The organism is Lichenicola cladoniae (genome assembly GCF_013201075.1).
In the GTDB taxonomy this organism is placed as follows: domain Bacteria; phylum Pseudomonadota; class Alphaproteobacteria; order Acetobacterales; family Acetobacteraceae; genus Lichenicola; species Lichenicola cladoniae.
Genome location: NZ_CP053708.1, coordinates 2,218,748 through 2,232,500 on the forward strand (window position 1 = coordinate 2,218,748; position 13,753 = coordinate 2,232,500).

Here is a 13,753-nt window from a genome sequence, read left to right on the forward strand (position 1 = left end):
GATCAACTCTCCCGATATCTAAGGAATAGGCTAGGTGTTGAGTTATTAATTTGCAAGTGTCGTGGCCGATGCGGCACTCCTGTGGCCCGACAGGAGACGAACCCATGAGTGCAGCCGGTTTCGACGTCGTCATAGTCGGTGGTGGGGCCGCCGGTATCACCGTCGCCGCCCAGCTCAGGCGGCATCGCACGACCCTGAGCATCGCGCTGGTCGAGCCATCGGAGACCCATGCCTACCAGCCGGGGTGGACCATGGTCGGTGCCGGCGTGTTCTCGATGAAGCAGACGCAGCGCCGCCAGGAGACGCTGATCCCGCCAGGCGTGACCTGGTTCCGGATCGGTGCCGACGCCTTCGAGCCCGAGCGGAATGCCGTCATCCTTGCCGATGGCCGGCGCCTGACCTACGCCTCGCTCGTGCTCTGTCCCGGCCTGCAGCTCGACTGGAACAGGATCGAGGGCCTCCAGGATGCGCTCGGCGCCAACGGCGTCTGCAGCAACTACGCTTCGGCCCATGCCGAGTATACCTGGCGCTGCATCCAGGAGCTCGACGGCGGTACTGCCTTGTTCACCCAGCCGGCTATGCCGATCAAATGCGCCGGGGCACCGCAGAAGATCATGTACCTGGCATCGGACGCCCTGCGCCGGACCGGACGGCTTGATCGGGTCGATGTCGAGTTCTGTCTGTCCGGGAGCGTGCTGTTCGGTGTCCCGTTCTTCGTGCCGGCATTGCAGCGCTCGATCGACGAGTACGGCATCCGGGTGAATTACGGCCATACGCTGACGGCGGTGGACGGGCCGGCCCGCAAGGCGGTGTTCTCGGCGATCGGCCCGGGCGGGCAGACACGCGAGATCGTCCGCGACTTCGACATGCTGCATGTGACGCCGCCGCAGGGCCCCCCGGACTTCATCAGGAACAGTCCGTTCGCCGACGCGGCAGGATGGGTGTCGGTCGATCCCGAGACCTTGCAGCACACGCGGTTCCCGAACGTGTTCGGTCTTGGCGATGCGGCCGGGACGACCAATGCCAAGACTGCCGCCGCAGTACGGCTGCAGGCGCCGGTGGTCGTGCGGAACCTGCTCGCCGCCGTCGACGGTAGGTCGTTGACGGCGGCCTACGATGGTTATGGCTCATGCCCGTTGACGACGGCCTACGGCAGGGTTGTTCTCGCGGAGTTCGGCTATGGTGGCAGGATCATGCCCAGCTTTCCGATCGATCCACGCGTGCCGCGATTCAGTGCCTGGCTGCTCAAGCAGAATATCCTGCCCGCCCTGTACTGGAACTGGATGCTGAAAGGCAGCGAGCTCGACATCAGGCATCGCGAACGCACGTTCGAGAAAGCGGCCTGATCGTGACGGGCATGTCGAGCCGGGCGAACATGCGGCCGGAGGTAACGGGCTTTCACGATGCCCGGACGTCCAGCGTGCAGTATGTCGTGACGGACCCTGCTAGCCGTCAGTGCGCGATCATCGACCCGGTGCTCGACTATGACGAGAAGTCGGGCAGCACGGCGACACGATCCGCGGATGCGATCCTGGAACACGTACAGGCGCACGGACTGAAGGTCGCGTGGATACTCGACACGCACCCACATGCCGACCACTTCTCGGCCGCCGGTTACCTGAAAGGCATGACCGGCGCTCCGACCGCGATCGGTGGCCGTGTGGTCGAGGTGCAGCGTCTCTGGCAGGAGATCTACGACCTGCCGGACTCGTTCCGGACCGATGGCTCGCAGTGGGACCGGCTGTTCGAGGATGGCGATCGTTTCCCGATCGGCGACCTCGATGTCCGCGTCATGCATTCGCCCGGTCATACGTTGTGCTCGGTCACCTATGTCGTTGCCGATGCGGCGTTCATCCACGACACCCTGTTCATGCCGGACAGCGGCACCGCGCGGACCGATTTTCCGGGCGGCGATGCGGCACAGCTATGGCAAAGCATCCAGACGATCCTGGCGCTCCCGGCCGATACCCGGCTCTTCACCGGGCACGACTACGAGCCCGGCGGACGGCCACTGGCCTTCCAGAGTTCGATCGAAGAACAGAAGCGGGGAAATGCGCATCTGCAGATGTGCGACGAAGTGGCCTTCGTGGACATGCGCGCCGCTCGCGATCGCATGCTGCCAATGCCGAGACTCATCCTGCACGCCCTGCAGGTGAATATATGCGGCGGCAGGTTGCCGGAGCGCGACGAGAAGGGCAGGCGCTTCCTGAGGATCCCACTCGACGCGCTCGGCACGCCGCCCTGGGCCTGATGGCCTATCGCCGCCGCAAGCCTGAACGGGCAGTTGGTCTCAGAAGCTCCAGGCCAGCCCGGTCGTCAGCACGATGGTCTGGGTCCAGCTGTCCGGCTCGGTATAGGTACTGTGCACGGAACGGCCATGGATCGTGGCCCTGGTTTTCCCCTGCGCGTAGCCGAACCGCTGGAAATCGACGCCGCCGTACAGGTGCACGTGACGCGTCATCCGGTAATCCAGCGACGAACCCGCCTGCCAGACCGGCCGATCGCCGAGCGGGAAATGCAGCGGGTCGAGCGTGTATGAATGTCGATCGATGGTGACGGACTGGCCGGTCGCGGTCATCTTCGGATCGAGCGTTTCGGCCCATCCCAGACGAGCCGACAGCACCAGGCGCCGGGTCAGTGCGAAATCGCCATGCACGGCCGCACCGACTGCAAGCTGACGATAGTCTTCGCTGTAGTCGCTGAGGGTCCGGTTCCAGTCGTGATAGGCGAACTGGACGACCGGTGTGATCAGGAGCCGGTCGCCGATCAGGAAACCCTTGCCCAGCTCGGCTCGGACATCCTTGGTTTCCAGGCCGTCCGTCGCGATCAGCGGATCGTGCGAGCGCTGGTAGGCACCATTATAGCGTGTCGTTCCGTTATTGTATCGGAACTCCACCGAGGCATAGACATGCCGGATCGGGCCGATATCGAGCATGTCCTCGGCCTTGAACTCGAAGCCGGGCGTTCCGCCGGTTTCGCGATCATGCAGGCCCTTTGCGGTTTCGACCGAGAAGTTCTCCTTGTAGTTGGTGAACTGTCCCTCGGCCGCGAGACCGACTTCCCGGTGGATGGCGATGACCGGTAGCGGATCCGCACGAGCGGCGAGCCCGGCCCCGGTGACGGCAAGAGCGGTGCAGCCGGTCCTGATAATGAAGCGGTTCGACACTACGAATTTCAAAAGAAGGGCATCCGGGCAAGGTTCGAAAAGGCGGGGCGAAACTCCGGCAACGCCGGACTCTAGGTCAGCTCGGCCGCGGTCGCCGCCTCGGACATCGACGCCTCGTGGCTGAGATATGCGGGGATGACCACCTCCGGTGGTCCTTCGAGCTTGATCGAGCCCTGGTCCATCCAAAGCACGCGGGTACACCATGCCGATACGACATCGAGCTGGTGCGTCGAGATCACCAGGATCTCGGCCTGCTGCACGAGCTGCTCGAGACGGCCCTGTGCCTTCAGCATGAAGTTCGTATCCCCGGCCAGGAACCACTCGTCCATCAGCAGCACGCGCGGCCGGATCGAGGTGGCCAGCGCGAAGCCGAGCCGGACCACCATGCCGGAGCTGTAGGTCCGCACGGGCATGTCGAGGAAGCTGCCGAGATCGGCGAAATCCTGGACATCGGTTTCGATCGCGCGGATGCGACGGGGCGACATTCCGGCATGCAGCCCGCGCAGGGTAATGTTCTCCCGGCCGGTCAGGTCCACGTTCATGCCAAGATTGGTGTCGAGCAGTGCGTTGATCTCGCCGCGTATGACGACGCGGCCGGCCACCGGCTCGTAGATGCCCGCCAGCGAGCGCAGCAGTGTGGTCTTGCCGGCACCGTTGCCGCCGACCAGCCCGAGCCGGTCGCCGGGCTTCAGGGATAACGAGATGCCGCGGAGCGCCTGCACCACCATGCGCTGCTGCTGGTCGCGCTCGAAGCGGCCGGTGGTGGCCTTGGCCAGCGTCTTGCGGAGCGTGCGGGCACTGCCGTGATAGAGCGGGAACGTCACGTGCAGGTTCTGCACCTCGACGCTCGCGCCGGTCCCGGACCGGGTGTCCGTGTCATTCGGGGTGTTGATGAAGGGGCGCATTAACGTCAGAGCCAGTAGGCGAGACGGGCGCGCACACGCATGAACAGGAGTATGGCGCCGATCCACAGCGCCACGCTGTCACCGATCGCCAGGTTCCACAGATGCTGGGATGCGTCCTCGCCCAGCAGCGGACGACGCACGATCTCGATCAGCGCATAGAACGGATTGAGCTGCAGCAGCGCATGGCCATGGGTGATCAGCTCCGGCTTCCAGATGATCGGGCTGATGAAGAAGAAAATCTGCATGAGGCTGCCGATGATCGGCGGAATGTCGCGGTAGCGGGCACCCAGCGTGCCCAGCAGCAGGCAGGCGGCGATCGCATCCAGCAGCCACAGTCCGGCGGCCGGCAGCGCCCAGAATGCGTGCGCGCCCGGCCAGACACGGAAGATCGCGAACACGACCACGATGACGATAACGTTGTGAAGCAGCACCAGGATGTTGCGGACCAGCACCCGGGCGGCGTGGAGCCCGAAGGGCAGCCGCATCGAGCGGATCATGCCTTCCGCCGAGGTGAAGCAGGTGGTGCCCTCGTTCACGACGCTGCCGATGAACCCCCACAGCACCAGCGAGAGCGACAGGAACGGCATGTAGTTCTTGATATCGATATGGAAAAGCGTCGTGTAGAGCAGGCTCATCGCCGCGATCATCACGGCGGTCGATGCCGTCAACCAGAATGGTCCCAGCAGCGAGCCGCGATAGCGCAGTTTCACATCGAGCCAGCCGAGCGTGAGGCATAGCCGCCACAGCCCGGCGCTCTCGCGGAGATCCTGAAGCGCATGTCGCAGGCGGGCGCCGGCAGTCTCCGGACTGAGGTCGAGAACCGGGCCGGGTTCGACGGATCCGTTCACAGCCGTCATGGATGGGAGTCTCCAATCGATGAACGGACCGAACGGGTAAGAACCGGGCGGGAAAGCTGCTGGCTGGCAAATGGTGCCCAGGGGCGGATTCGAACCACCGACACTGCGATTTTCAGTCGCATGCTCTACCAACTGAGCTACCTGGGCATCGGTCCTGCTGGACCGGCGAGGCAGCCAGTCCGTTGGTGGCGCAGGCTTTAACCCAGCCCGTCTTCGGGATCAAGATGCCGAACGCCGGTCCGTGACGCACTCTCGGGGTGGGACGCCGGATCGTCCGGATCGAGGGCGGCGCCGGGCACCCGATACTGCCCGGTCAGCCAGCGTCCGAGATCGGCATCGGCGCAGCGTACCGAACAGAACGGCCGGTGCGAGACCTCGGCAGGCCGGCCGCACATCGGGCATTTCGCCGCGAGGCTTGCGGCGACGGTCGGCGAAGGCCCCGCAGGGTCGCTTGAGTCAGTCATGTTCCAGCTTCCAGGCGAGGGAGGGCAGGGATGGATCCACGCGGATCGAGATGGGTTGCCCGGCCCGGCGCGCCAACGCCTCGCGTGCCACACCGTCGCGCTCGAGCGCCGTCGCCACGCCCAGGCCGGCAACCAGCCGCGGTAGCCGGTGCGGCGGGTTTGCCATGTGGCGACCAGCCTCGCGCAGGGCCGCCAGCCCGGCTGCATGCGCCCCGGACAGCAGTTCGTGCAGCGGCGGATGAATGCGGGGTCGCAGGATTTCAGCAAGGCCGAGGGCCGTGAAGCCGAGCAGGCGCGGCTGCAGCGGATCGAGTGCCAGTGCTGCCTCGATGTCCGGACGCAACGCCGCCCGCTTGCGCGATGCGAGCCCGGCCAGGTCGATCAGGATCGCGCCGGAGAGGTTGCGCAGCCGGAGCTGGTGCAGGAGCGGTGGGATCGCCAGCCGATTCGCGGCGAACTGGGCGGTCTGCTTGGTCTGCCGGCCGGCACTGGCACTGCCGGTGTCCATGTCGATCGCGACGAGCGCCGGCGTGGCATAGATGCTGGCGCGCATGCCTCCGGGCAGCGTCACCTCCGGGCCGGACAGCGCGTCGATCAGCGTCTCGATCTCGGCAGGGATCGCCTCGTCGGCCAGTCTGATCCGGTGGCGGAGCGCCGGTGCCAGCAGCGAGGCGAGCGACGGATCGTCGGTGGTGATCGTGGCGTCCGGATAGGTATCTGCCAGGCTGGCGAGCGGGTCGGGGCCGCGTGTGAGCAGGGCGACCGGGCCTGCGAGCTTCTGGTCGGCCGGATGGGGGACGAGCACCAGCCGGGGTCCCTTGCCGCCCTGGGCACTTCGGCTGACCCGGACCAGGACATGATCGCCCTGGCTCAGCGTCGCCGTGCCGTCTCGCAACGGCAGGAAGCCGGATCCCGACTCGAGAACGACGAACATGCCGCCCAGTGCCGGCACCACCGTATCGACCCGGCCGCGATGCAGGTCGCTTACACCGTCCGGCATGCCGGGGCGCCAAAGCACATAGTCCAGGAGCATCCGGTCCTGGCCGGCATCATCGCCCGTCACCGCGATCCGGATCTCTCCCGGGCTGCAGGCGGCAAGCAGCTGAACCGTCACGGCATCCAGCCCCGCCCACGCAGGAGCTGCGCCGTCTCGAACAGCGGCAGACCGACGACGTTGGAATAGCTGCCGGACAGGAACCGCACGAAGGAAGCCGCGTGACCCTGGACGGCATAGCCGCCGGCCTTGCCATGCCAGTCGCCGGCCGCGATCAGCCCGTCGATCTGGTCGGTGGTGAAGCGAGACAACGCGACCACGCTCTCCACCAGCCGGCTGGTCTGGGACCCGTCGGCTGCCCGGAGGACCACGGCGGTCATGACCGTATGGCGACGGCCCGAGAGCAGGCCCAGGCAGCGCCGGGCGGTCGCTTCATCCTCTGCCTTGGGCAAGATACGCCGGCCGAGAGCGACGCTCGTGTCGGCTGCCAGCAACAGGTCACCAGCGGTGAGGGACGAGGCGGCGGCCAGGGCCTTGGCTTGTGCGATGCGCACGACGTAGGCACGCGGCAGTTCGTCGCGTTTCGGCGTCTCGTCGATGTCGGGCTTTACGATACCGTCCGGGATGATGCCGATCTGGGCGAGCAGATCCCGCCGGCGCGGGCTCGAAGAGGCCAGGAGCAACCTGGCGCGCACAGGCGCCGGCAACCCGGAACTACTTGAAGCGGAAGGTGATGCGACCCTTGGAGAGGTCGTATGGGGTCATCTCGACGTTGACCCGGTCGCCGGCCAGGACCCGGATGCGGTTCTTGCGCATCTTGCCGCTGGTATGAGCGAGAATCGTGTGCTCGTTATCGAGCTTCACGCGAAACATCGCGTTGGGCAGCAGCTCCATGACGGTGCCGCTGAATTCGATCATGTCTTCTTTAGACATTGCGTCCTTCGATCTGTCGTTGAAGAAGGCGATGAAGCATCAGGCACCTCCTGGTCTCGGCCATGGGAACGGGCACCCGACGGTGTTCCGCAAAACTTGATTTCGGGCCGGAACATGATGATTGCGTTGCTCCGGGTCAAGCTTGGCCGAGGCGCACCGCCACGCTGCTGGCATGCGCATGCAATCCTTCCGCCTCCGCAAGCGCTACCGCAGCCGGCCCGACCCGGCCCAGTGCAGCCGCATCGGCGGCAATCCAGGTCGTGCGCTTGAGGAAGTCATAGACCGACAGGCCGGATGCGAATCGCGCGGTGCGGTTCGTCGGCAGCACGTGGTTCGGGCCGCCGACATAATCGCCGATCGCCTCGGGGCAGTGCCGGCCGCGGAATATCGCACCGGCATGACGGATGGCGGCAAAGGCGCGCGTGTCGTCGCCCAGCATGAGCTGCAGGTGCTCTGGGGCCAGCCGGTTCACCAGCGGCCAGGCTTGCTCCATGGTCCCGACCAGGATGATCGCGCCGTAGCGGTCCCAGCTCTCGCGGGCGATCGCGGCGCGCGGCAGGGTTTCCAGCACGGTCTGCACGTTTGCCGCAACCGCATCGGCGAAGGCTGGATCGTCGGTGATCAGGATCGATTGCGCATTCTCGTCGTGCTCGGCCTGGGCGAGCAGGTCGAGCGCCACATGATGCGGGTCGTTGTCGCCGTCAGCCACGATGACGACCTCCGACGGTCCGGCAATGCTGTCGATCCCGACCTGGCCGAACACCTGGCGCTTCGCCTCGGCGACATAAGCGTTGCCGGGGCCGACGATCCGGTCGACGACGGCAATGGTGCGCGTGCCATAGGCGAGTGCGGCGACTGCCTGGGCGCCCCCGATCCGGTAGATCTCCTCCACACCCGCCCGCCTGGCCGCGGCGAGAACCAGGGGATTGAGCACCCCGCCCGGACAGGGAACGCACATGGCGATCCGCCCGACACCGGCGGCACGCGCCGGAATCGCGTTCATCAGCACCGATGACGGGTAGGCCGCCTTGCCGCCCGGTACATAGATCCCGACCGCATCGAGCGGTGTCCAGCGCAGGCCCAGCATCAGGCCGGCCTCGTCCTGGAACTCCAGGTCGCGGGGCAATTGCGCACGATGGAACGCCTCGATCCGGCACGCGGCGAGGTCCAGGGCGCCGAGCAGGTCGGGCGATACCGCGCTGCAGGCCTGGTCGATCTCGGCTTCGGTAACGCGAAGATCGCCCGGTGTCAGCGCCGGTAGGCCAGGCCGGTCGAAGCGATCGGTGTAGGCACAGACCGCGGTGTCGCCACCGGCCCGGACCGCGGCGATGATATCGCGCACCGGCCCGTCGACCGGGCTTCCGCCATCGCGTGTCTCACCAACCAGTGCCCGGAAGGCCGCTTCGAATCCGTTATCGGAGATGTCGAGACGTCTCACGTGCAGGTGCTCGCATTGATGCTAAGGCTCTCCAGCGCCATCCGGAACCGCTGGATCCAGGCGCCGATCGCTTCCGGCTGGGTTTTGAGGGCGGTCCGGTTGATGATCAGCCGGCTGGTCACGTTGGCGATCACCTCGACCTCCTGCAGCCCGTTCGCCTTCAGGGTCGATCCGGTCTGCACCAGGTCGACGATCAGGCGGCACAGGCCGAGGCCGGGGGCCAATTCCATTGCGCCGTTCAGGTGGACGATGTCGGCGTTGACGCCCCGTGCCGCGAAGTGGCGCCGGGCGATGTTGGGGTATTTCGTGGCAACCCGCACCTGCGACCAGCGTGCCGGATCGTCCTGCGCCGCCGAGGCCACCGGCTCGGCGATCGAGACCCGGCAGCCGCCGATCCGAAGGTCAAGCGGGGCATAGATTTCCGGGTAGTCGAATTCCATCAGCACGTCGGCGCCGCATATGCCGATCTGCGCCGCCCCGAACGCGACGAACGTGGCGACGTCGAATGGCCTGACCCTGACCACGTCCAGCATCGGGTCGTCGGTCGGGAAGCGGAGGCGCCGGCTATCCTCGTCCAGGCAGTCGGCCGCAGGAACGATGCCCGCGGCAGCAAGCAGCGGGCCGCATTCGGTCAGGATCCGGCCCTTGGGCAGAGCCAGGATCAGCGGGGTCTTGGTTTCCGGCACGAGGGCGGCACTGGATAGCGCGGACATGACGTCTCCGGGGCGTCATGACGACGACCGTTCGGGCTGCGTGGCGGCGATAGCACCGGCCCTCCCGGCACGGAAGGCCGACGCGTGCATGCGTGTTCCGCGGACGGGAGCTAGCCGGTGACGCGCTCGATCACCGCGCCGACGCCCGACAGCTTGCGCTCGACCGCCTCGTAGCCACGATCCAGGTGGTATACCCGGTTCAGCACCGTCTCCCCGCTGGCGGCGAGACCGGCCAGTATCAACGAGAACGAGGCCCGCAGGTCGGTCGCCATGACCGGCGCGCCGGAGAGCGACGGGACGCCGCGGATGATGGCGGACGCGCCGTGCACGTTGATCCGCGCCCCCATCCGGTTGAGCTCGGGCACATGCATGAAGCGGTTCTCGAAGATCGTCTCGGTCATCATCGAGGCACCCTCGGCCACCGAGAACAGCGCCATGAACTGGGCCTGCATGTCGGTCGGGAAGCCGGGATAGGGCTCGGTCATCACGTCGACGCCGTGCAGCCCGCCGCTGCGCCGCACGCGCATCGCGTTGCCCTCCTGGCTGACCTCGACGCCGGCTTCCTCCAGGACGCGGACCACCGCGCCGAGATGTGCGGTCTGGCCGCCGATCAGGCGCACGTCGCCACCGGCGATGGCCACCGCGCAGGCATAGGTGCCGCACTCGATCCGGTCCGAGACGACGGCGTGATGTGCGCCGTGCAGCCGCTCGACCCCGTCGATCACGATCGTTCCGGCGCCATCGTCGACGATCCGTGCCCCCATCGCCACCAGGCAGGCGACCAAGTCGGCGATCTCCGGCTCGCGGGCGGCATTGACGATCTCGGTCCGCCCGTCCGCCAGGGTGGCGGCCATCAGCAGGTTCTCGGTGGCGCCGACCGAGGCGAACGGCAGCACGATGCGCGCGCCGACCAGTCCGCGGGGCGCGGCCGCATTGATGTATCCTGCCTCGAGCCTGATCTCGGCCCCGAGCGCCTCCAGGCCCTTGAGGTGCATGTCGACCGGCCTGGTGCCGATCGCGCAGCCGCCCGGCAGCGAGACGCGTGCCTCCCGGGCGCGGGCCAGCAGCGGGCCGAGCACCAGGATCGAGGCACGCATCTTGGAAACGATGTCGTAGGGCGCCTCGGTGTTGGTGATGTCGCCGCCGACCGAGATGGTATGGCCGGTATCGTCGACATCCTCGACCACGATGCCGTGGCCCTGCAGGAGCACCCGCATGGTGGCGATGTCGTCGATCCGGGGAACGTTGCTGAGCACGACGCGCTCGCTGGTCAGCAACCCGGCGACCAGCAGCTTCAGCGCCGAATTCTTGGCGCCACCGATCGGGATGTCGCCATGCAGCGGGCGTCCGCCACGGATCAGGAATTTATCCATTTCTAAGCGGCTCCGTTCTGAAGTCCGGGCATGCCGATGCCCGGCTTACATTCGAGGTGTGGCGACACCGCGCTGGCCCATATATTTGCCCGCCTTGTCGGCGTAGCTGATTTCGCATGGGCCTGCACCCTGCAGGAACAGGAACTGGCAGATCCCCTCGTTGGCGTAGATCCGCGCGGGCAGGGGGGTAGTGTTGCTGATCTCGATGGTGACCTGCCCCTCCCATTCCGGCTCGAGCGGCGTCACGTTCACGATGATGCCGCAGCGCGCGTAGGTGGATTTGCCCAGGCAGATCACCAGCACGTCGCGCGGGATCCGGAAATATTCGATCGTGTGTGCCAGCACGAAGCTGTTCGGCGGAATGATGCAGACAGGCAGGTTGCGGGAGACGAAACTCTGTTCGCTGAAGTTCTTCGGATCGACGATGACGCTGTCCACATCCGTGAAGATCTTGAACTCGGAAGCCACACGCGCATCGTAGCCATAGGAGGACAGGCCGTAGCTGATGACGCCGTCCCGCTTCTGGGTCTCGACGAACGGCTCGATCATGCGCCGTTCCGTCGCCATCGTCCGGATCCAGCTATCGGGCATCACCGGCATGGCGTCGACCTCATCCACAGGCGGTGCGTGCGAACCGGGTCAGTCAGCGCAGGGTGCTCCACACCGCAACCACTAGCCCGGCGACGCGGTGGGGGGCAATCGCCAAGGTTCAGTCGGAAACGATGCCCGGGTCGATCTCGACGGTGTCCGGCGGAGGTTCCTGGCGCGCCCGCATCTGCTGTTTTCGGCGGCGGAGATTTTCGCGCAGTGCGGCCGCCTCCCGGACCAGCCTGGACTGGCGGTCGGCTTCGGCCCGGTCGGGAGTCGTGGTCGGTGGTGTTCGAGGCTGGGTCATGTCCTGGCCGTTGCAGGCGGTGATTGCTTGTATCCGAGCCGCCGACGACTGGTGCTGTTGCAGGGATTCGAACCCTGGACCTCTCCCTTACCAAGGGAGTGCTCTACCACTGAGCTACAACAGCGAACTGCCGAACATGGCGGGCTTCCTAGCTTCTCGTGTTCAGAGTCGCAAGAGGCTTTGCTGAAGGGCTCGGGCTGTAGCTGTCGAGGAACAGCCGAACCGCACCAGCGACTACCATCTCCACGTCTTCCGCCGAGATCTCCAATATCAGTTGCAGCCGGCGCTTCATGCCGTAGCGCGTCTGGCAGAGGGCAAAGAACTGCTCGGCTGCAAAGGCCGGGTCCACCTCACGCAATCGGCCTGCTTGCATCTGCTGGGCAAGCCAAGCGGACATCTGGGCGATCGCGCGCTCTGGACCGTTCGTCCAGTAGATCTGCGCCAGCTGGGGAAATTTTCCCGCCTCCGACACGACGATCCGATACAGAACGAGGCTGCCCGGCGACAGGACCACGTCCACCATTCGGAGGCCGATCTTGTGGAGTGTCGTGGCCATATCGTCCTGGCCATCCAACGGCTCGAACACTTGGCTCAGGGTGACCGTCGCCTTCTGCTCGACAAAGGCGGCGAAAAGCTCGGATTTGCCGGTAAAGTAATTGTAGAGCGTGCCTTTCGAGACCGATGCACGCAGGGCGATCCGGGACATGCTTGCCCCCTCGTATCCACATTCGGTGAAGACGATTTCGGCCCCGTCGATGATCTGCTGCCGCTTTGCCCCGCAGGGTTCTTCCTGATCCGCCATGTCCGGCCTTTGCCTCGACGCGGGGCCGGGCACTTATGCCGGGCAAGGCGTAGTCTGGTGTAACGTTGACGAACCGAACAAAGCAGATACTGTCCGCTTGTCAACGCTGACCGAACCGGTCGGTCAGCGTTGTGATCGTTCGGGAGCGGAAGGCATGTCGGGTTGATCCCGTAGCCTTCGCCAGAGGATGAGTAGCCCCGGCGACAGGAGCGACCCGATGACGTGCAGATCGATACCGCATCCGGGGCTTCGGCACCTTCTGCCGATCCTGGGTGTCGCCCTCGCCGTTTCGGGCTGTAGCGTCGGGCCTGACTTCAAGCAACCGAGCCTTTGGTCGCCCTCCGGGTGGCTGAAACATCCCGCGGACCCTGCCGACGTTGCCCGCGCTCGCAACCGGCGGGCCGTGGTGGTTAGCGATGTCAGTCCCGCGCCACCCGACCCGCGCTGGTGGGACATCTTCCACGATCCCGAACTGTCGGCACTCGAAACGAGGGCCGCGCAGACGAACCTCAACGTCAGGCTGGCGACCATTCGCATTGTGGAAAGCCGGGCTCAGCTCCGGGTAACCGGTGCGGCGCGGTTTCCGACACTGACCGGGTCCGGAAGCTATAGCCGCACCAAGATCAGCGACAAGGAAGTCCAGCGCGGCCTGTCCGACGGTCTCGGCGGCCGGTCTCTCGGCGGCCTCACGGGTGGAGTTCCGTTCTATGCAGCCGGAGTGACCGTTCCTCCGGTCGATCTCTGGCAGGACGGGATCGACGCGTCGTGGGAGCTCGATCTCTGGGGGCGGGTGAGCCGGCAGGTCGAATCTGCCAGGGCAAACCTGACCGTCGCGGTCGAGGATCGGCGATCGGTGCTGATCGCCCAGCTCGCGGAAGTCGCACGCGACTACATGATGCTGCGCGGTACGCAGACACAGCTGTCGATTGCGCGTGCCAACCAGAAAACCGAGCAGGCCTCCGTAACGCTGACCAGGCAGCGTTTTGTCGGCGGCCTGACCACCGAGCTCGACGTCCAGAATGCACTTGGGCAGCTCGATGCCACGACAGCCGATATCCCCACCTACGAGCAACAGGCTACGCAACAGATCAACGCGTTGAGCCTGCTGCTGGGTGAACCGCCGCAGGCACTCCGGGCGGAGCTGGACGCTGCGTCGCCGGTTCCACCGATTCCGCCGCGGGTGCCGGTGGGCGTTCCATCGGAACTGGCCCGG

At 66.1% G+C, this 13,753-nt stretch carries 16 protein-coding genes and 2 tRNA genes (1 of these 18 only partly in view); 3 read left to right on the forward strand and 15 right to left on the reverse strand.

The window, feature by feature from the left end:
* Positions 1-104: 104 nt before the first annotated feature.
* Both HN018_RS10295 and HN018_RS10300 read left to right on the forward strand, forming a co-directional pair.
* A complete protein-coding gene (locus tag HN018_RS10295) occupies positions 105-1,346 on the forward strand; it encodes an NAD(P)/FAD-dependent oxidoreductase (RefSeq protein WP_171833943.1) in 1,242 nt (413 codons plus the stop codon).
* Positions 1,347-1,357: 11 nt separating this feature from the next.
* Positions 1,358-2,251, forward strand: a complete 894-nt coding sequence (locus HN018_RS10300) for an MBL fold metallo-hydrolase (RefSeq protein WP_171833942.1) — start codon at positions 1,358-1,360, stop codon at positions 2,249-2,251.
* A 39-nt stretch (positions 2,252-2,290) separates the two neighbouring features.
* Here the strand turns inward: HN018_RS10300 and HN018_RS10305 are convergent, their stop codons facing one another.
* From HN018_RS10305 to HN018_RS10375, 15 genes are all read right to left on the reverse strand, one after another.
* Positions 2,291-3,178 carry a hypothetical protein gene (locus HN018_RS10305; protein WP_171833941.1) on the reverse strand — a complete coding sequence of 296 codons (888 nt, stop codon included), beginning with the start codon at positions 3,176-3,178 and terminating at the stop codon, positions 2,291-2,293.
* Positions 3,179-3,237: 59 nt separating this feature from the next.
* Complete coding sequence (locus tag HN018_RS10310; protein WP_171833940.1) at positions 3,238-4,071, reverse strand: ABC transporter ATP-binding protein; 834 nt, start codon at positions 4,069-4,071, stop codon at positions 3,238-3,240.
* Between the two features lie 5 nt (positions 4,072-4,076).
* Positions 4,077-4,928, reverse strand: a complete 852-nt coding sequence (locus HN018_RS10315) for an ABC transporter permease (RefSeq protein WP_171833939.1) — start codon at positions 4,926-4,928, stop codon at positions 4,077-4,079.
* A gap of 71 nt (positions 4,929-4,999) precedes the next feature.
* A tRNA-Phe gene (locus HN018_RS10320) sits at positions 5,000-5,075 on the reverse strand.
* 50 nt (positions 5,076-5,125) lie between these two features.
* Positions 5,126-5,392, reverse strand: a complete 267-nt coding sequence (locus HN018_RS10325; RefSeq protein ID WP_171833938.1) for a DNA gyrase inhibitor YacG — start codon at positions 5,390-5,392, stop codon at positions 5,126-5,128.
* Positions 5,385-6,506 carry a ribonuclease E/G gene (locus HN018_RS10330; RefSeq protein WP_239479194.1) on the reverse strand — a complete coding sequence of 374 codons (1,122 nt, stop codon included), beginning with the start codon at positions 6,504-6,506 and terminating at the stop codon, positions 5,385-5,387. Before HN018_RS10330 ends, HN018_RS10325 begins: the two co-directional genes overlap by 8 nt.
* Entirely contained in the window at positions 6,503-7,093 is a 591-nt protein-coding gene (locus HN018_RS10335) for a Maf family protein (RefSeq protein ID WP_239479197.1), read from the reverse strand. Before HN018_RS10335 ends, HN018_RS10330 begins: the two co-directional genes overlap by 4 nt.
* Before the next feature lie 7 nt (positions 7,094-7,100).
* Positions 7,101-7,319, reverse strand: a complete 219-nt coding sequence (infA, locus tag HN018_RS10340) for a translation initiation factor IF-1 (RefSeq protein ID WP_171833937.1) — start codon at positions 7,317-7,319, stop codon at positions 7,101-7,103.
* A gap of 136 nt (positions 7,320-7,455) precedes the next feature.
* On the reverse strand, positions 7,456-8,757 hold the full coding sequence (gene hisD, locus HN018_RS10345; RefSeq protein ID WP_171833936.1) for a histidinol dehydrogenase: 1,302 nt from the start codon (positions 8,755-8,757) through the stop codon (positions 7,456-7,458).
* Positions 8,754-9,470 carry an ATP phosphoribosyltransferase gene (gene hisG / locus HN018_RS10350; RefSeq protein ID WP_171833935.1) on the reverse strand — a complete coding sequence of 239 codons (717 nt, stop codon included), beginning with the start codon at positions 9,468-9,470 and terminating at the stop codon, positions 8,754-8,756. The genes hisD and hisG overlap by 4 nt, the downstream gene beginning before the upstream one ends.
* A gap of 110 nt (positions 9,471-9,580) precedes the next feature.
* A complete protein-coding gene (murA, locus tag HN018_RS10355; RefSeq protein WP_171833934.1) occupies positions 9,581-10,843 on the reverse strand; it encodes a UDP-N-acetylglucosamine 1-carboxyvinyltransferase in 1,263 nt (420 codons plus the stop codon).
* A gap of 45 nt (positions 10,844-10,888) precedes the next feature.
* Positions 10,889-11,443, reverse strand: a complete 555-nt coding sequence (dcd, locus tag HN018_RS10360; protein ID WP_171833933.1) for a dCTP deaminase — start codon at positions 11,441-11,443, stop codon at positions 10,889-10,891.
* Between the two features lie 109 nt (positions 11,444-11,552).
* A complete protein-coding gene (locus tag HN018_RS10365) occupies positions 11,553-11,738 on the reverse strand; it encodes a hypothetical protein (protein WP_171833932.1) in 186 nt (61 codons plus the stop codon).
* Positions 11,739-11,787: 49 nt separating this feature from the next.
* Positions 11,788-11,862: transfer RNA gene (locus HN018_RS10370), tRNA-Thr, on the reverse strand.
* A 24-nt stretch (positions 11,863-11,886) separates the two neighbouring features.
* The gene (locus tag HN018_RS10375; RefSeq protein ID WP_171833931.1) at positions 11,887-12,540 is read right to left on the reverse strand and encodes a TetR/AcrR family transcriptional regulator; all 654 of its coding nucleotides are present in this window, start codon (positions 12,538-12,540) and stop codon (positions 11,887-11,889) included.
* A 217-nt stretch (positions 12,541-12,757) separates the two neighbouring features.
* Here HN018_RS10375 and HN018_RS10380 point away from each other — a divergent pair, with 217 nt between their 5' ends.
* Positions 12,758-13,753, forward strand: the 5' portion of a protein-coding gene (locus HN018_RS10380) for an efflux transporter outer membrane subunit (protein WP_171833930.1). Its footprint extends 624 nt past the window's final position; 996 of the gene's 1,620 nt are visible here — the first part of the coding sequence; the start codon lies at positions 12,758-12,760; its stop codon lies beyond the right edge, outside the window.